This is a genomic window from Enterococcus sp. FDAARGOS_375, from assembly GCF_002393265.1.
GTDB classification, from domain to species: domain Bacteria; phylum Bacillota; class Bacilli; order Lactobacillales; family Enterococcaceae; genus Enterococcus_D; species Enterococcus_D innesii.
The window spans coordinates 1565001-1582935 of sequence record NZ_CP023515.1 but is presented as its reverse complement, the minus strand read 5'-3'; the positions used below and the strand labels follow the sequence as shown (position 1 = coordinate 1582935).

22 protein-coding genes are annotated in these 17935 nt (G+C 45.8%); 2 read left to right on the top strand and 20 right to left on the bottom strand.

What is annotated here, in order from left to right:
* Positions 1 to 17: 17 nt before the first annotated feature.
* The 19 genes from CO692_RS08640 to flgB form a co-directional block, all read right to left on the bottom strand.
* Positions 18 to 1085 (bottom strand): flagellar biosynthesis protein FlhB, encoded by a 1068-nt coding sequence (locus CO692_RS08640; RefSeq protein WP_005226621.1) that lies wholly within the window; start codon positions 1083 to 1085, stop codon positions 18 to 20.
* Positions 1086 to 1115: 30 nt separating this feature from the next.
* Positions 1116 to 1865: a flagellar biosynthetic protein FliR gene (fliR, locus tag CO692_RS08635; protein WP_005232781.1), complete on the bottom strand. Its 750-nt coding sequence runs from the start codon at positions 1863 to 1865 to the stop codon at positions 1116 to 1118.
* 12 nt (positions 1866 to 1877) lie between these two features.
* Entirely contained in the window at positions 1878 to 2141 is a 264-nt protein-coding gene (gene fliQ / locus CO692_RS08630; protein WP_005226613.1) for a flagellar biosynthesis protein FliQ, read from the bottom strand.
* A gap of 25 nt (positions 2142 to 2166) precedes the next feature.
* Positions 2167 to 2931, bottom strand: coding sequence for a flagellar type III secretion system pore protein FliP (gene fliP / locus CO692_RS08625; protein ID WP_005232783.1), 765 nt, complete (start codon positions 2929 to 2931; stop codon positions 2167 to 2169).
* Positions 2928 to 3293 carry a flagellar biosynthetic protein FliO gene (locus tag CO692_RS08620; protein WP_005231716.1) on the bottom strand — a complete coding sequence of 122 codons (366 nt, stop codon included), beginning with the start codon at positions 3291 to 3293 and terminating at the stop codon, positions 2928 to 2930. The genes fliP and CO692_RS08620 overlap by 4 nt, the downstream gene beginning before the upstream one ends.
* Positions 3294 to 3307: 14 nt before the next feature.
* Positions 3308 to 3811, bottom strand: a complete 504-nt coding sequence (gene fliL, locus CO692_RS08615; protein ID WP_005472968.1) for a flagellar basal body-associated protein FliL — start codon at positions 3809 to 3811, stop codon at positions 3308 to 3310.
* 11 nt (positions 3812 to 3822) lie between these two features.
* Positions 3823 to 4020 carry a flagellar FlbD family protein gene (locus CO692_RS08610; protein ID WP_005226609.1) on the bottom strand — a complete coding sequence of 66 codons (198 nt, stop codon included), beginning with the start codon at positions 4018 to 4020 and terminating at the stop codon, positions 3823 to 3825.
* Between the two features lie 35 nt (positions 4021 to 4055).
* Positions 4056 to 4952 carry a flagellar hook-basal body complex protein gene (locus CO692_RS08605; protein WP_010748537.1) on the bottom strand — a complete coding sequence of 299 codons (897 nt, stop codon included), beginning with the start codon at positions 4950 to 4952 and terminating at the stop codon, positions 4056 to 4058.
* A gap of 78 nt (positions 4953 to 5030) precedes the next feature.
* Entirely contained in the window at positions 5031 to 5393 is a 363-nt protein-coding gene (locus tag CO692_RS08600; RefSeq protein WP_015508733.1) for a flagellar protein, read from the bottom strand.
* A complete protein-coding gene (locus CO692_RS08595; RefSeq protein WP_003129052.1) occupies positions 5390 to 5821 on the bottom strand; it encodes a flagellar hook capping FlgD N-terminal domain-containing protein in 432 nt (143 codons plus the stop codon). Before CO692_RS08595 ends, CO692_RS08600 begins: the two co-directional genes overlap by 4 nt.
* Before the next feature lie 12 nt (positions 5822 to 5833).
* A complete protein-coding gene (locus tag CO692_RS08590) occupies positions 5834 to 7171 on the bottom strand; it encodes a flagellar hook-length control protein FliK (protein WP_096742041.1) in 1338 nt (445 codons plus the stop codon).
* 64 nt (positions 7172 to 7235) lie between these two features.
* Positions 7236 to 7655 (bottom strand): flagellar export protein FliJ, encoded by a 420-nt coding sequence (gene fliJ / locus CO692_RS08585; RefSeq protein ID WP_096742040.1) that lies wholly within the window; start codon positions 7653 to 7655, stop codon positions 7236 to 7238.
* Positions 7656 to 7677: 22 nt separating this feature from the next.
* Complete coding sequence (gene fliI, locus CO692_RS08580; protein ID WP_077453131.1) at positions 7678 to 9030, bottom strand: flagellar protein export ATPase FliI; 1353 nt, start codon at positions 9028 to 9030, stop codon at positions 7678 to 7680.
* Positions 9027 to 9785: a hypothetical protein gene (locus CO692_RS08575; RefSeq protein ID WP_096742039.1), complete on the bottom strand. Its 759-nt coding sequence runs from the start codon at positions 9783 to 9785 to the stop codon at positions 9027 to 9029. Before CO692_RS08575 ends, fliI begins: the two co-directional genes overlap by 4 nt.
* On the bottom strand, positions 9769 to 10773 hold the full coding sequence (fliG, locus tag CO692_RS08570; protein ID WP_005226586.1) for a flagellar motor switch protein FliG: 1005 nt from the start codon (positions 10771 to 10773) through the stop codon (positions 9769 to 9771). The genes CO692_RS08575 and fliG overlap by 17 nt, the downstream gene beginning before the upstream one ends.
* A gap of 10 nt (positions 10774 to 10783) precedes the next feature.
* The gene (gene fliF, locus CO692_RS08565) at positions 10784 to 12406 is read right to left on the bottom strand and encodes a flagellar basal-body MS-ring/collar protein FliF (protein ID WP_186366365.1); all 1623 of its coding nucleotides are present in this window, start codon (positions 12404 to 12406) and stop codon (positions 10784 to 10786) included.
* 27 nt (positions 12407 to 12433) lie between these two features.
* On the bottom strand, positions 12434 to 12757 hold the full coding sequence (fliE, locus tag CO692_RS08560; RefSeq protein ID WP_016608997.1) for a flagellar hook-basal body complex protein FliE: 324 nt from the start codon (positions 12755 to 12757) through the stop codon (positions 12434 to 12436).
* A 7-nt stretch (positions 12758 to 12764) separates the two neighbouring features.
* Positions 12765 to 13181 (bottom strand): flagellar basal body rod protein FlgC, encoded by a 417-nt coding sequence (gene flgC / locus CO692_RS08555; protein ID WP_003129038.1) that lies wholly within the window; start codon positions 13179 to 13181, stop codon positions 12765 to 12767.
* Between the two features lie 21 nt (positions 13182 to 13202).
* On the bottom strand, positions 13203 to 13562 hold the full coding sequence (gene flgB, locus CO692_RS08550) for a flagellar basal body rod protein FlgB (protein ID WP_017144455.1): 360 nt from the start codon (positions 13560 to 13562) through the stop codon (positions 13203 to 13205).
* 620 nt (positions 13563 to 14182) lie between these two features.
* Here flgB and motA point away from each other — a divergent pair.
* Entirely contained in the window at positions 14183 to 14947 is a 765-nt protein-coding gene (gene motA, locus CO692_RS08540; RefSeq protein ID WP_005232810.1) for a flagellar motor stator protein MotA, read from the top strand.
* 13 nt (positions 14948 to 14960) lie between these two features.
* Positions 14961 to 15725, top strand: a complete 765-nt coding sequence (locus CO692_RS08535) for a flagellar motor protein MotB (RefSeq protein WP_096742036.1) — start codon at positions 14961 to 14963, stop codon at positions 15723 to 15725.
* 147 nt (positions 15726 to 15872) lie between these two features.
* Here CO692_RS08535 and CO692_RS08530 read toward each other — a convergent pair whose 3' ends face one another.
* Positions 15873 to 17918: a methyl-accepting chemotaxis protein gene (locus tag CO692_RS08530; RefSeq protein WP_005226571.1), complete on the bottom strand. Its 2046-nt coding sequence runs from the start codon at positions 17916 to 17918 to the stop codon at positions 15873 to 15875.
* Between the last annotated feature and the right edge of the window lie 17 nt (positions 17919 to 17935).

The window sequence follows — 17935 nt, the reverse complement described above, 5'->3', positions numbered from 1 at the left end:
TTGTTCCTCCTGTTTCCTTAAATCTTGCCGCGTTGGCTTTCTTCTAACTGATAGACCAAAGCGATGATTTCGGCAATGGCTTCATACATTTCAACAGGGATCAGATCCCCGGGTTCTACTTGGCGATAAAGGGCTCGTGCCACTTCACGATTTTCGATCTGTGGAATATTTTCTTTCAGTGCTTCTGCTTTCATCCGCTGCGCCAGCTGATCTGCCCCTTTGGCCAAGACCCGCGGCACCCCTTCACTGCTGGCATCGTAACGAATCGCAATGGCGAAATGGGTCGGATTGGTGATCAAAACCGTCGCTTCTTTGACGTTGGCGATGGCATTTTGGGTCATCGCACGGTACTTCGCTTTGCGCTGTGCTTTGACTTGCGGATCACCTTCCATTTGCTTGAACTCTTCTTTGACTTCCTGCTTGCTCATCATCAAGTTCTTGCGATGGCTATAGCGTTGGTAGCCGTAGTCGACTACTGCCAATATGATCAAGAAAATCGAGATCTGTAAAAACAATTCTTTGGCCCGCAGCAGCATGAACAGGATCGTTTTTTCCAACCCCACTTCACTCAAACCCAGTAAAACAGGGACGGCGGCTAAAAATTGTTGATAGCACAAGTAGACGATCACGCCGAATTTCGCCAATGTTTTGCCTAAATTCATCAACGAGCGCAAACTGAATTGCTGCTTGATCCCGCTGATAGGGTTCAGCTTTTTAAAATCTGGTTTGACGGCCTTGCCAGAAAACAACAGACCGACTTGGGCATAATTCGTGATAAGCCCGACTCCGAGCGCGACCAAAAAGACGGGCGCACACAACAAAAGCAGCAGCAAGATACTCTGCACCCCTAGTTTCGGCAGATCTGCCAAACTGGTTTGATAATCAGCCAGCTGCGCCAAACTTCGGGAAAAATAAGGCAAAAAAGAAGCGGCGAAAAACTGCCATAAAGACAGGATCAAAAACGAGAAGACCAATAGCGAAACAGCTGCTGCTAATTCCTGGGTCTTAGGGACCTCCCCGCGTTTGCGGGCATCCCGCAGCCGCTTGGCACTGGGTAGTTCGGTTTTGCCATCTTTTTCTGCCATCTTCTCACCTCCTGCTGGCTACCTGTTACTTTATTGAAAGGACTCGATAAACTCCTGCAAGTAGCGGACCGTATCTGGCAAGTGTTTGCCTAAGTACGAAAGGACATTGGGTAATAGCAAGAGAAACACCACAAAACTGATGGCAGTTTTCATCGAGAGACTCATCATCAAAATATTGATCTGGGGGATCGAACGAGAGATCACACCTAGCACCAGGTCCACCAACAGCAGCGCAATAATCATTGGTGCCGCAAGATTGACTGCCATCACCATCATTTGGCTGAAAAGTTTAACGATGCCTTCAACCGTCGTGCCTTGGATCACCACAGAACCTAAGGGCACGATCCGAAAAGACAACAGCAGTGCTGTGATCAGTCGATGATGCAGATCAAGTCCAAAAAACACAGCGATCGTCAGCCAATAGTACGTTTTGCCATACTGGGAAGAGGCGATTTGCAACGTCGGATCATAGGCTTGCGCCATCGAAAAGCCTACTTGAAAGTCGATCAGTTGGCCTGCAATTTCTACACCGGTAAAGACCAGCTGACTCAAATAGCCCATCGCCATCCCAAACAGTACTTCCTTGATGACGAAAACCGTCAGCATAAAGAGGGAAAGCTCGGGAATCGCAGGTGCCGTCGGCAGACATAGGACCGTCAACGCCATGCCGATCACGATTTTTGCCAGTGACGGAAAATTTTGCTGTGAGAAGATCGGACAAAGGACGACAAACGCCAATATTCGACAAAAAATCAACACCGTCGCTTGAATCGGCGCCATCAGGTTTCCTCCTTACATTGCCGCAATCATCTTGAAAATCATTTTGGTAAAATTCAACAAGAGATTCAGCATAAAATTCCCCGCCAAGATCAAGGTCAAAAAAATCGCTAATAGTTTCGGCACAAAGCTCAACGTTTGTTCTTGGATTTGGGTAGTGGCTTGAAAAATACTGATCACCAATCCAACGAGCATGCCAACCAATAAGGCAGGGCCAGATATCGCTAAAATTCGAAGAAAGGCTTCCCTTAGCACATCAAGTACCATTTCTACTGTCATTTCCTCTTGGCTCCTTTCTTAGCGGCTATTGAAAGCTCTTGATCAGCGACTCCACGATCAGATACCAGCCATCCACTAAAACAAATAGTAAGATCTTGAAGGGCAGTGAGATCATGATCGGCGACAGCATCATCATCCCCATCGACATCAAGATACTGGAGACGACCAGATCAATGATCAAAAAGGGGATAAAAATCAAAAAGCCGATACTGAAAGCCGTTCGTAACTCACTGATAATAAACGCCGGTACCATAACGGTCAGAGGAACATCGTCAGAAGAATGATATTTTTCGGTCTCCCCATCAGCTTCCGCAAACAAGGCAATGTCTTTTTCCCGTGTCTGTACCATCATAAAGGCCTTGATCCGTTTTTCTGAGCGGTCAAAGGCTTCGGCTTGGCTGATCTCTTGTCGATCAAACGGTTCGATCGCTTGCTGGTAGACGTCGGTATACACAGGTTTCATAATAAAAAATGTCAAGAATAAGGCCAACCCGATCAACACTTGATTGGGCGGGTTTTGCTGTGTACCTAACGAACTGCGCACAAAGGACAGGACCATGATGATACGAGTAAAAGAAGTCATCATGATCAGCAAGACTGGTAAAAGGGAAAGCAGCGTCAGCAACAAGAAGGTATTGATCGTATCACTTGAGCCATTCCCATTCGACAATAAATTGTTGATGGTGGAACTGACGTCTTCCGTGTCTAGCGCAAATGCCGTCTGCGGAAGCATCAGACTGCTGAAAAGGACCGCAGCCATGATCTTGATATCTCTGCCTTTGATCTTCATTTTTGCTTGCCTCGTTTTCCAGCAATTTCCGCCTTGGCTTTGTTGAGCCATTCAGAAAAGTCTTTGCCAGCTTGCACTTGGGTGCTTTCTAGGCTTTGCTGTAAAAAAGCGGCCGTTTCTTCTGGCGTCAACTCTTTGATGATTTGGTTTTGCTGTTCAGAAAAGCTCATGACATAACATTTGTCCATGATTTGGACGATCCCGATTGAAGACGACTTGCTGACGGCGATTTTTTGCAAAATACGCAGCTGGTGATTGTGCTGGTTCGTGTAACGATTCAAGTATTTCAAACTGATGTTGATCAAATAAAGAATAAGCAGCAAAAACCCAATCATTTTGACCAGCGATAAAAATGTTTCCATCAACATGCCTCTTTCTATTGGATCACTAAATCCGTCACATAAACATCCTTGGCGATTTCTGATCCGTATTCCTGATTAATTGTTTCTTTCAATGCTTTTTTTAAATTCGGTACACTTTCGGCGGAGCTCAAAATACCGCTGGCCTTTTGTTGGCGCAATAAATTTACGACGCTGTCACGAATGACGGCCACATTTTTCGTGGCTTCCGCGCTTTTTTCCTCATCCGCCACTAAAATCGATAAATTGACCTTCATGTATTGCTGCTCTTGGTTGTCTTCTTTGGCCAGATTGACTAAAAATTCATCCAATGCCACGATCGCTTCGTCTGAGGAGATTTTGCTGCTGTCTTTTGCTGTTTCAGCAGCTGCTGTTTTTTCCCCCGTCAAAAAGTGATTCGTCACTAAGGTTCCACCGATACTGCCGCCGACTACCACGATCAAGAGGATCGGCAGTAAAACAACCATACTCAAGCCTTTTTTCTCTTTTTCTGCTTTTGGTGCTTTTTCTTCTTTTGCCATCTTTCCCACCCTTACGTTTTCACTTGGTTCGAATGGATCACCGTATGATACTCGATCACCCGCTGCGCAACTTCTTGCGCAGCTTCCGTCACCACTAATGTTTTGCCGTCTGTCAGTGTGATCAATGTATCCGGCATTTCTTCGATCCGATAAATCAATGTTGGATTTAAATAGAATGGCTTGCCATTCAATGCTGTCACTAGAATCATGGTCAAACTCCTCTCAATGATGAAGCGTCACGTTCTTAACGTTTTAGATTCAATAATTCTTGCAGCATTTCATCAGAAGTCGTAATACTTCTTGAATTTGCTTGATAGGCACGGCTCGCAATGATCATTTCGGTAAATTCTGTCGAAAGATCGACATTGGACATTTCCAAGGCACCTGCTTGCAGCGTTCCTGCGCCATTGTTGCCAGGTCCTGCAACGATCGGATTCCCTGAGTTGCTGGTTTGGATATAGTTGTTGCCGCCGACTTTTTCTAAGCCTTCTGGGTTATTGAAGGTTGCGACACCGACTTTTCCCATCACAAAGGTTTGATTGCCGTATTTTGCCAACACTAAGCCATTGGCATCGATCGCCATGGAGTTATAGGTCAAGGTTTCCCCATTGACGGTCAGTGTGCTTGGGATCGACAAGGGAGATACCGCATCTTGTCCGCTCAATGCCGTGTTTTCATCAAAGTTGTCATCATAGACAACTGGTTGACCGCCATTGACTGAACGACCTAAGACTTGCATCCCATCACTATTGGTCAAGGTTCCGTTGCTGTCGCGCACGAATGCGCCATCTCGTGTGTAATAGGTTTCGCCATTTGCTCCTGGTCCTTGTACCATAAAGTAGCCCTGTCCGCTGATATAAAAATCCATGCTGCGACCTGTCGATTGCGGGGCACCGACTGTATTGATAGTATCGATGGAGCCCGTCTGAACCCCTAAACCGATCTGCGTTGCGTTGATCCCGCCTAAGCCATTGCCTGGCGCAGTTGCGTTAGACATCGTTTGGCTCATCATGTCTTGGAAAAGTACTCGACTTGATTTGAATCCAACCGTATTGACGTTGGCGATATTATTGGAAACCACGTCCATTTTCGTTTGAAGATTTTTCATTCCACTGACACCTGAATATAATGATCGTAACATGCTTGTTTTCCTCCTTATGGTTGGCGTATTTTCCTCTGTCATTCAGAAAATACTTGCAGCCCCTTTTCAGTCCAGCTGCTATTTGATAAATGTGGCGCTGTCAATATTGGTGACGGTGTGAAGCTCATTCATCCCCATCGCCGTAATGATGGTTCGTGAATGGACATCGGCGATCAAGCCCATATCTTTGTACACGAGCAGTGATTCTTTGCTGCCTTTTTCCGCGAGCTCACTAAGCGCCGTTGAAAGGGATTGATAATCATCGTCTTGTAAGGTCAATTCTCTTGCGGTCAAACGCTTTTGCGCATGATGGGAGACTTTGATGTCGCTTTGTTTTTGTTCAAGCATTGCAGAAAAGGCTTGTTTGTCCACGCCTTTGCGGGGATGTTGATAAGGCTCCCCGGCAACTTTTTGCAGCCCCTGTTGAATCGTCAAACTCATTTTGCTTCGCCACCAATCTCTTGGATCGCACTCATACTGTATTCTTTGCCATTTACGACGATCGTGGCGTAGCCATTGGCAAAGCGGACTTTTTCGATGGTTCCTGACAATGTTTCTGTGCCGTCCATCAGAGTGACTTGTTTATTGATCAAGCTAAAGGCTTGCTGCTGTTGCTGTAAAATCACCGAGGTCGTCAACGTTTCGCTCAATTCATTCAAGCTCTCTAAGGTCGTAAATTGAACCAGTTGCGAGATATAGTCGGTGCTACCACCACCAGAAGAATCGCTGCCTCCCATCGATGGGTTGCTCATAGATGCGGCTAAGATCTTCAAAAAATCATCCATGGAGATATCTGAAGATTTTTTTGTTTGCGTTAATGCCGATGTATTGGCAATACCGGCCGCAGCTGCTGTAATTTCATCTGCCATAGGTCTCCTCCTTTACACTAAAATACTGATCGCATGATCGATCGGTGCTAATTGCTGCTCTTCTTCAGCCGTATTGCTTTGATGAAACGGCTTTTTACTTTGTCCTTTTTGGGCCTGTAAAAAACGTTGTTGGCTTAACTGACTGTCACTTGCCATCATACTGCTGGCAAAGGATTGATTTGCCAGCGAACTAGCCTGCTGGACAGAAGCTAACGTAGGTTCTTTGATCGCTAGGATCGGCTGCTCTTGCTTTTGCAAAACTTGCTCTAGCTCATGCTTGATGGACAGCAATAATTCTTTGGCTTGTGGCTGCTGAACGGTCAGTTCTAAGCGGCTGCCTTGGGCATTCGTTTCTAGGGAAAGCTGGATCGTGCCTAATTTTTCGGGAACGAATTGCAGCGTGATTTTTTTCTCGCTTGCCGTGCTGCTCGTTTGGACGAGTTGGGCAGTCGCTTTTGCTAAGGGTAGGACCGCTTGTTCCATATTCGCTTTTGTTGGCGTTGGTCCTTGCTTGGTCAAAAGGGGAGAAACATCAAGCAGCTGCAGTGCTGGTGCCGCCATTTCATTGTCAGTTACTGCTGAAGAAGCAATGGCTTGTGCAGAAACAGCTTCCGCTTTTTTGGCGACTGTTTCATTCGTGCGTTGCAAGGTGCTAGTCGTATCCGTCGCTTGGTTGGTCACTGGCGACACTTGATTTAATGGTCCCGTTTGGCCCAATTGCGCGGTCCCTTCGGTGGACTGTTTCCGCTGTGCTTCTGTCGTCTGCGCAATCGCGGCTTTTGTTACTAAATCGATTTCCTTGAAAGTCGCGATCCCTTTTGCCGTGGACTGCTCTTCGCTTACTAAGTCTTCTGGCAAAGGCGTTTCAAGCGTTGGTGCTGCGGCTTCACTTCTGTCATTTGTCATCAAAGCTAGACCTTCAAGCGTAGACTCGGAGGGGTCGATGACTGTGGTGGCTACGTCTATTGGTGCTAAAGTTGCTGTGGCGCTCGTTTGGTTCTGCTCCGTCGTTGCCATTGATGCCTGTGGCGCTTCTTGAACCAAGCCTGCAAAAGGTGCCTGGCTGATCTGGCTCATTCCTGGCGCTTGTGTCGTTGCAGGTTGTTCGACTGCTGGAGTGATTTCTGGCTCCTGCGGCAGATGTTCCATACTGCTGGCAACCCCCATTTCTGGTGCGGCGACGGTTTGCTCCGTCATCCCTGATGGTTCGATAGGGGCTGGCAGGTTGCTGTCTGCTTGAGCTGTCAGCTGTTGCATCAGCAAACTGAAGACTTCTGGTGAAGCCTCCATCTTTTTTGATTTGCTACCGACAGGTACAGCGGTTGCGGCACTTGTTGTGATCTCTTTCATTGTTCACCTCCTCTCAGCTGATGCTTTGAACCCAAGGTCATCTCATCACTAAAACATTAGTGCTTTAAGAAAATAAGGCGCGATTGCCGAACTCATCCAATTGTTTTTGCTCTTCCAATTGCTGTTCATAGGTGTATTCAGCAAATTGTTTTTCTCGCAGCTTTTCCACGATCTTGCGTTCCTGCTGCGCTTCTACCACCACCGATAAAGACTCTGCCAATTCTTGCTTCACGTGAAACATTTTGTTCTCAACCTCATCGATGGTGGCATTCAAAGCAAGCAAATAGCGTTGCTGCACTTGCATCCGCCCGATGGTCATCTCATTGACATCAAAAAGCTGGGCTTTTTCCTGTGCCAGCGTATTCAGGTGCTGTTCTTGCTGAATCAACAATTGTTGTTTTTGGGCGTACGCTCGTTTGGCTTCTTGCTCAATGGTTTTTCGGTGATCCAATACTTTTTCTAAGGAAAAGTGAAATGCTTGCATGGTTGCTCCTTTATGATCTGTTTTACATGGTCGAACGCTGGCGCTCGATCAGCGCTTCTTCACTGAACAAATGCGCCAATTCAAAAATCGTTTGTTCAAATGGGATCCGCTCATCCACTTTTTGCTGTAAAAACCGTAGGATGGGGTGATGCAACGCGATCGCTTGGTCGGTCAACGCATTACTGCCACTCTTGTAAGCACCAATATCGATCAAATCCTTGGCCTCTGCATAAACGGCCATGTTTTCTTTTAGTTCCCCCGCATGTTCATGCTGTTCCTCAGAAACGAGGGTCTTCATCAAACGGCTGAGGCTGTTTTGAATATCGATGGCAGGATAATGATTTTGAGCGGCGATTTTTCGGGACAACAGAATATGACCGTCAAGAATCCCCCGCACCGCATCAGCGATCGGTTCATTCATGTCATCCCCTTCTACCAAGACGGTATAAAAGGCCGTGATCGAACCTTTGTCCGACATCCCACTGCGTTCTAACAACTTCGGTAAAGCTGTAAACACAGAAGGGGTATAACCTTTGGTCGTCGGTGGTTCACCTGTCGATAGACCGATCTCCCGCTGCGCCATCGCAAAACGGGTCACCGAATCCATCATCAATACGACTTTCTTACCTTGATCGCGGTAATACTCAGCGATCGCTGTTGCCACATGAGCCCCTTTTAATCGTACGAGAGGCGGCATATCGGAAGTAGCACAGACAACGACCGACTTGCGGTAACCTTCTGGGCCTAGATCATTTTCAATAAATTCTTTGACTTCTCGTCCCCGCTCGCCGATCAAGCCGATCACGATGACATCGGCTTCGCAATAACGAGCCAACATCCCCAATAAGGTACTTTTACCGACCCCGCTGCCGGCAAAAATGCCGATCCGTTGGCCAAGGCCGACGGTCAAGAGACCATCGATCGCCCGGACACCTGTCGGCATGATCTCAGCGATTTTCTGACGGCGAAAGGGGTCAGGAGAATCTTGACTAACTGGATATTCTGGCGCACTTTCCAGCTCCAGCGCCATATCTAACGGTCGCCCTAGTCCATCTAAGGTGTGCCCTAGCAGCGTATCATCGATTTTTACCGTCAATGATTTGCCAGTTGGCCGCACCAAACAGCCGGGTCCGATGCCTTCTAGCTGATCAAGGGGCATCAGGAGCACGGTTTTTTTCACAAAGCCCACGACTTCGGCTAAGGCTGTATGTGTCTTGTTTTGCAGTGCGACTTCACAGATTTCTCCTATGAAAACCGCCAGCCCTTCGACTTTGATCAACAGACCTACGACTTCGCTGACTTTGCCGTAAGTGGTAAAAAACGGCTGTGCTTGCGCTGTTTTGCGCAGTGCTGTGATCGGTAATTCAAACGTCATTCCTTCACACTGCTTTCTAGAAATTGGCTCAAAAAGCGCGCGATTTCTTTCCTCAGTTCAAAAACCACCAAGGCATTTTCAGATTCGATACAAAAATCATGTTCCGCCAAGCTGTCATCTGCCATGAGTAAATAGCGAAACCCGCTGATCGTCTGCTTTTTGGTTTCCAACAATTCTCGCAACCCTGCAAGATGCTGCTCTTGGCTGCGAACAGTCACAAATTGATCGGGTTGTTCAAATTGCCATAGCACAGACTCCACAAAAGGCAGGAAGCCTGCTTGCTCATCTGTAAAACGTTGATTGATCAAGGCTTCGGCGATTGCCGTGCCGTAAGCGATCATTTCTTGCTTTTTCTCTGAGCGAAAGGTGTTGATCTCAGAAACGGCTTCAGCGACATTGGCTTGGGCTTGGGTCATCAATGCTTGCGCGGCTTCTTTGCTGGCATTGAGTCCTTCTTGATAGCCTTGCTGAAAGCCATCTGCTTGTCCTGCTTGAAAGCCTTCCGTTCTCGCTTCTGCTAGAATTTGAGCTGCTTGTTCTTGTGCATCGGTCAAAATCTGCTGCTTCAAGGCTTCCATTTGCTGCAGATGCCGTTCCTGCTCCAACTGGCGTGCACGTCTAGCCGCTTGCAGTTCTGGGTCTAAGCTTGGTTTCTCAATCGGCGCTTTGATGGTCGTATCCGTCAAAATACTGCGCGCAGCTTCGGTCGTTTTGACCGCCTGCTGCTTCAATAAACTGCTATTTGACCACTGCATCTTGGTCGCCCCTTCCGATGTAGATCTCACCGGTTTCATCTAGCCGTCGAATCACAGCCACCACACTTTGTTGGGCTTCTTCTACAGCAGACAAGCGAGTAGGACCCATAAATTGAATTTCTTCTTGCAGATTTTCCACCGCCCGTGATGAGAGGTTGGAGAAAATAAAGTTCTTGATGTCATCGGTCGTGCCTTTAAGCGCTAAGACTAACACATCGTTTTGAACATCTCGTAAGACTTTTTGAACATCCAAGCGATCGAGGGTCACGATATCCTCGAAAGTAAACAAGCTGGATTTCACTTCGTTGGAGAGTTCTGGTTGCCGCTTTTCTAAGTCGTTCAAAATGTTCTTTTCGGTGCTGCGGCTGACTGAGTTCAAGATTTCTACCAGTGTGTGTACACCACCGACATTTTCCGTATCGTTCTCAATGTAATTCGAGAATTTGTTCTCGATCACTTTTTCGATCCGTTCGATCACCAAAGGCGACGTACTGGAGATCGTCCCGATCCGTTCAGCGATCTCCACTTGCAAATGATCGGGAAACTGCGACAAGACGCTGGCCGCTTTGTCCGGCTGCATGTAGCACAAAATCAACGCTACTGTTTGTGGATGTTCACCGATCAACAGATTGGTCAACTGTTGAACATCGGCTTTGCGAGCGATATTAAAGGGCCGTTCCCGCAGCTGGATCTGAGTCAATACGTCAATGACTTCTTTGGCTTTTTGAGGGCCTAATGCTTGGTTCAGCAAATTTTTGGCATAATCGATCCCGCCGTCTAAGACATATTTGCGGGCCGTGGCGGTATGAGAAAATTCCTCCAACACTTGATCCCGCTCTTCGGGACTGACAAAGTCGATGTTGGCGATCTCATAGCTCACTTTTTGTATAAATGATTCTGGCAGCAGCTTCATGATCTTTGCAGAGGTATCTGATCCTAGAGAGATCAGAAGAATCGCTGCTTTTTTTACCCCGTCTATTGTATCCATGGCTGCCCCCTTATTTTTCTTTCATCCAAGCTTTGATCAATTCCGCCGCTACTTCAGGATTGCTTTCGGCATAATTTCTAGCCGTTTGATCCAATGTTGGTTCTCCTGTATGTTCTGCTGCGGCTTCTTGTGTGGATGCTTCTGGCACCGCTGGTTTCGTTTCAGCAGACCGATTGCCGACACCGCCAAAAACGACTTCTTGTGCAACTGGGTTACTCGCTCCGGTGCTGACTGCGGACGGTTGTGCAAAGGAGACCATCTCCTCCGTCACATCGACTTCCAGCTCGTCTTCTTTACGTCGGCGTCGGATCACGCCAACGATCATTAAGATCACCAAGAACAAGGTCAACACGATACCGCCGATGATGGCGTACTTGAGATAACCTTTGGCAGCTGCAATCGGTTCATTTCCTTGCGGATCAGCGGCTGGATCAACCTCTGCTTGGGCAAAGTCAAATCCTTGGATCGCGATTTGATCACCACGGTCATTGTCATAGCCGACGGCACTAGCAATCAACTGCTGCAATTCTGCTTGATCCGCTTGCGAAAGGTTCGCATTGATCACGATCGAGCTGGTCATTCGTTCGATCATGCCAGGGGCCGTAATGGTCGTGGTGGTCTCGGTATCCAATTCATTTTCAACGGAGCGACTGTAGGAATTGTTTCCTTCTCCATCCGTGCCCGTCACATTGGAGACATTGTCATCCACCGTCCCTGTTTGGGCTTCTTGGACGGTCCCTTGCGAACCAGCAGCCTGCACTGTCTCACTCTTGATCTCTGGGTCATCATAAGTGACTTTCTTCCGCTCGATCGAATCAAAATTCAAGTCTAAATTGATCGACACTTGGAATTTGTCTGCACCATAGATCGGTGTCAGCAACTTCGCTACTTTTTCTTCTAGCATTTTTTCATAGGAATCTTTGATGGCAATGTATTTATTGTTCAGGCCACTTAATTGACTGGCTTCATCTTCGGTTCTCGTCAAGGTATTGCCCGCGCTATCAACGACTTTTACATTTTCTGGCTTCAGCTTTTCCACTGCCCCTGAAGTCAAGGTAACGATTCCTTGCACGGACTCGTCTGAGATCTGCTGATTTTTTAAGGTCAACACGATAGAAGCAGTTGGCGCACTTTCCTCAGAAGAAAAGACACTTTCTTCTGGCATCACGAGTAAAACTTTGGCGGATTTGACCGCATCGATCGACTCGATCGCTCGTTGCAGTTCGCCCGTTACTGCCCGCTGATACATGATCTTGCGGTCTTCGTCTGTTGTCATCATGTTGGCATCATCAAATAATTCAAAGCCCGTACTGGTATTTGGTAATTTATTGTCCACGGCAAGATTGATGCGGTATTCATCGACTTGGTCTTTATCGATCAAAATCGTCGTCCCATTGTCGGCTAATTTGTAGGCGATCTGCTGTTCCTCCAAATCCTTGCTGATCGTTCCCGCATCGGCATCGCTTAGATCCGTAAACAAGATACCGTATTCAATTCGCGTATTTAAATAATACACAGCTGCTGTGATTCCGAGAACGCTGATAACGGAAAGAACAACGATCATTTTCTTTAAAGAGCTTTGCATTTGCCAACGGTCTTTGAGTTGTTCTGTCCATTCTTTCACTTTATCCATCATTTATCCTTATTCCCTCACCCACTGCTAAAACTGCATATTTTTCACGTCATTGTAAGCTTCTAAACACTTGTTTCGTACTTGAACGGCTGTTTGTAGCGCCAATTGCGCCTCCGTCATGCGAATCATCACATTCCCTAGATCGCTTTCATCGCCGGTGATCAAATTTACAGTATCTTGATCCATGACCGCCGTTTTTTGATTCAACTGATCGACCGCATGGGTCAAGTAAGAAGAAAACTGATTTTCCTCGGCGCCTGCAACACTGGTCTCGTTTGAAGCAGCCCCCGTGCCTAGTGTCCGCAAAACGTTTTGGTAGTCCGTTAATCCTGTCGTTAAAAGTCCATCCATTTTCTCGTTACCCCTTTGATATTTCTAATGCTTTTTTCAAGATCGTTTTATTCATTTCTGAAGCAGAAACATTGGCTTCGTACGTTCGAACCGCTTGCAACATTGCCACCATTTCATCGGCAATATCCACATTTGATTGACCGACATATCCCTCATCATTCGCAGCGGGATTGGTAGGATCATAGGTCAGTTTTTCCGTCTCATCGGCAGCGATCCCCGTCACTTTGACACCGTATGTAGCCGGTGTTCCTTCGCGACTATTTTTTAAATTTTCTGAAAAAAGAATACTCTTTTTTTGATAAGCAGCGGTTGTTTGTGTTTGATTCGTATTTACATTTGCGATATTGCTGGAGATCGTATCTAGTTTTAACCGTTCCAATGCTAGACCGCTCGCGTTGATCGTTAGTCCATTAAACATACCCATTTGTTTTTCCTGCGCTTTCTATCAATTACTCAATACAAGGTTCATCATTTGCAAGCGACCGTTGACTTGTGCGGTCAATGCACTGTAATATAACCCATTGGCTGCTTGATCCAACATCTCCACTTCAAGATCCACGTTATTGCCGTTGTCTTTGATGCTAGTAGTTGCATTTTCAGTGATTTTCGGTTTTACTTGAGAAACTGACGCTTCGGTTGCAGCGTCAGTCCCTGATGAAGCGAGTGCCTGCTTTAATTCGCTTTCAAACACGATGCGTTTTGCTTTGTACCCATCCGTGTTGACATTGGCGATATTAGACGAAATCAATTCTGCGCGTTGGGCAGAAACGTTCATGGCTGTTTTTAATAAATCATAGGTATCCAACAATAATTGCTCCTTCCACCTTCTGTACCAAACGTTTTTTTCAGCGATGGAACAGAAACAAATATATTTATTTATTTTTTTGTTATAGATTAAAAAAACAAGAAGACGTGATGTCATTATAGTAGAATTATTTTTATTTTACAATTTGATTTTTGCAACTTTACGGATATGACATTTAAGTTACAACCATGTTATGTTATTTGTTAAACACTGTTTCATCGCAATTTCGTCCCCAGTTATAAAAAGTAAACGATCGATATAAAGCGTTTTACAAGCATATCTATGCTTTTTGATCAAAAGATGATTTTTGATAAAAAAACAAGCATTATTCGAAAAATTGATTAAAATATTTTCATTTGTGCTGAATGACATGACAAACCCTGAGAAACGCTTCACGAAAAAAAACGGTACTATCTATAAATATTCACAAAAATTGCAAGCTGTACCATTTCAAAAATTTGCCGCCACTTGCCCAAAAAACAACAAAAAAAGAAGAAGCTGAAAATTTATTTTAGTTATTTTTAGGATTATTTTTTTTTGCTATTAAGAATGATTTTAATTCACCGATAAAATAAATGAGGGTTTAAAACCTGGAAATAGAATTTAGGAGGACGCAACAAATGGATTTTTTCTTGCTGATCGGTATTATTTTAGGATTGATATCTGTGGTGGTTGGGATGATTGTAAAAGGTGCCAATGTGGCCGTTTTGATCAATCCGGCAGCCGCGATCATCATTTTCGTTGGTGTGATCGCAGCCGTTATCAATTCATTTCCCAGCAGTGATATCAAAAAAATCCCGAAGATCTTCGGCGTTCTGCTGAAAAATAAAGAATACGACTTAAAAACAACCATCAATACCATCGTTGAATTAGCCAACCAAGCCCGGCGCGACGGTTTGTTATCTCTTGAAGGTGCCATCCAAAACTTAGAAGATCCTTTTTTAAAAAAGGGCTTGGAAATGGTGGTTGATGGCATCGCTGCCGAACAGATCCAAGAAATCATGGAGAATGAGATTTATGGGATCGAAGAACGGCATCGCATCGGCTCGGCTATTTTTAAAACCGCCGGCACGAGTTCCCCGACCTTAGGGGTGTTAGGAGCCGTGATCGGGCTGATTGGGGCGCTAGGTAATTTAGAGGATGTAGAGGCACTGGGGCACATGATCTCGGCGGCCTTCGTGGCGACCCTTTATGGTATTTTCTTCGGCTATGTCCTGTTCATTCCCTTTAGCTCACGCCTGACCTTGAAATCGGAGCAAGAGGTCCAAATGATGTCGATCATCGTGGAAGGGGTCTTAGCGATCCAAGCCGGGCAATCGCCGAAAAGCATTGAGAAAAAATTATACAGCTTGATCGATCCGAAAAAACGGCAAGAACAATTATAAAGGGTGAAGCGACATGAAGCGAAAAAAGAAACATGAAGAACATATAGACGAAGCGTGGCTTTTGCCTTACTCGGATATGTTGACCTTGCTGCTGGCTTTGTTCATCGTCATGTTTGCCATGGCGAAAGTCGATGATGAGAAGTTCCAAGAAATCAAAAGCGAATTTGGCACCATCCTTTCCAGCCACCACAGCAATTCATCTGTGATTGGGTCGGTGATCGATATGGGCGAGACCACGCCGCGAAAAAAAGCCGCCACTTCTGCCGAAGCACAAGCGCAAGAAGCAGCAGTTCGGACCCAACTGGAAAATCAACAGCTAGAAAAAATCAGCGACCAGCTGGCACAAGAACTCGCCGCTTCTGGCTTAAAAGACCAGACAGAAGTTCGCTTGGAATCTGATGGCTTGCATATCACGTTAGCTAGCAGTATTTTGTTTGCCTCTGGCAGCGCCGAGATCACGGACACCACTCGTCAGTCACTGGATCTACTCTCGGACTCACTGAAAAAACTAAAAGCTAACAAAATCGTGATCGCCGGGCATACCGATAACGTACCGGAAAAAGGCAATGGCCGCTACCAATCTAACTGGGATCTTAGTTCCGCTCGTGCGATTACCGTTATGGAATACTTCATTAGCAAAGGCGCTGTTTTAGAAAAAAATGCTGCCATCCAAGCCTTTGCCGATACCGAACCGAAAGCCGATAACAACACCCCCCAAGGCCGCTCGGAAAACCGCCGCGTGGAGATGATCATTCAGCGGACTGAAACGGCACAATAGCCCATAATACGGTTTTATAAATATCATTATGAAAAGCCAAGACGACCAATATCCGTCTTGGCTTTTTTTGTAGTCTCCTATTCACTAAACAAAAATCACCCACGAGCCATTCTTGCGAATAGCTGATGAGTGATTTTTTTGCTTGGTTTATTTTTCCACTTCAAACCGATTGGTCAATCGCTTCAACTCTTCTGCAATGTCTCTGAGATCGGCCACATGGTTGGTAAATTCATCCATGGTTGCCAAGACTTCTTCTGCATTTGCGGAAACTTCTTGTGTACCAGCGGCATTTTCTTCCGTTGATGCGGAAATGTTTTCTAAGTTTTCCAGTACACTGTTTTGAATGTTTTCGATACGGGCACTGGCTGCTTCAATATGATGGATGCCTTCGATCATATAGCTGCTGCGTTGGAAAACTTCTTTTGAAGACGAGATCGCTTCTTTGATCAAGTTGGTTTGGCGAACGCCGCCTTTGACAGATGCCGACGTTTGTTTGACCATTTGACTAGACTGCTCACGAATTTCTTCAATGATCGCTTCGATCTCTTTGGTAGAAGCCTTGCTTTGTTCCGCCAATTTACGGATCTCAGCAGCCACGACGGCAAAGCCTTTGCCCGACTCACCTGCACTTGCGGCTTCGATCGATGCATTCAAGGCTAGCAAGTTGGTTTGGTAAGAAATATCGTTGATGACCCCAATGATCGAGTTGATGTTTTGGATACTATCATTCATTCCCGTCATGTTCGACATCAAACGCTCCATCTGTGCCAACTCTTGTCGCCAGCTGTCATCGACTTGATCCATGATCGTTAAGTTTTCTTGATTGATCTTCGTAGATTCTTGTGACTTGCTGCTCATGCCGCCAACATTTTCTCGTAATTCTTTCACGACTTGCGACAGATTTTGCATTTGTGACACGCTGTATTCTGTTTCTTGGGCTTGCGCACCGGTCACTTCAGCTATCCCTGTAATTGTTTGAGAGACTTCTTCTGTCGCAATATTGGTTTGTTTTGACAATTCTAATAAAGAATCCGACATTCCTGCGACACTGTTGCTTTCTTTTTGTACTTTTTGGATCAATGCACCCGTGCCTTCGATCATCACATTGTAATTGTCCGCCATTTGCTGGATCTCATTGCCTGCTTTGTCTGGATATACAACTCGGCGTGCCAATTGATCCCATGTCCATTTTTCGCCTTTGGCTCTTTTGGTTTTGCTCATCTTCTCTAGTTTGCCTTCACCGACTTTTCTAAAGTAACGATTGAAGCAATCGATGATCGCTGCGACTACTTTGATCGCAGCATAAGAAACCAGTCCTACAAAGAGCAACATCAAGATCGTAACGATAATGGTGGTGCGGACTAACGCTCCTAATTCTTTGTCTAGATCACTAGCTTTGACTTCGGAGTACGCCCAAACATTGGAATCAGCAGACTTGTCATACAACACATCGTTGACTTTATTCGAGTCGCCTAAGCCAACCATGCCTGTCGGGTTTTTAGCTTCTTTGATTTTTTGGAATACTTCTTCTTCTTTGATATTCTTACCGATTTGTTTGGTGTTTTTTGAGGTCACGATGACCCCAGATTCTGAAACTAAGGTGACATTCCCAGTCCGCCCTACGGTAAAGGAAGACAAGATGTTTTGAATGCTTTCATAGGAAACATCGACGCTTAAAACCCCCACTTGATTATGGGAATTTTTGACCCTGATCGAAGCCGACGTCACAAATTGATTCGACACCGTATCTAAATAAGGTGCTGTCCAATACACTTCTCCTTCGGCTTTTACGGCCCCTTTGTACCATGGCCGAATCGTAGGCTTATAATCATCTGGTAAGGGGTTGAAGGTCACATATTCATCATCTTCTGTCCCAAAAGTCACCGCTAAGAAGCTGTTGCTCCCAGCAATCGCTAAAGAAAGATCTGAACGGATGCGCCCCATGCTGAATTCTGTTTTCATCGCTGGCAGTTCAGCCATTGACTTCAATTTGCTTTCCGTCGATCGGCGCAAACTCTTTTCTTCCGCCAAGATCAAATTGACGGCACTTTCTTTGTTCAAATCATTTCGTTCAATCAATAAGTTCTTGGTGGTTAAATAGGAACTTGTCAGCATGACAATGATCGGGATCCCCGCAACCAGCATCAAGGTGATCATCACATAAATTCCTATCGTCTTTTTTCTTTTTTTCACAACTGTGCCACTCCTTC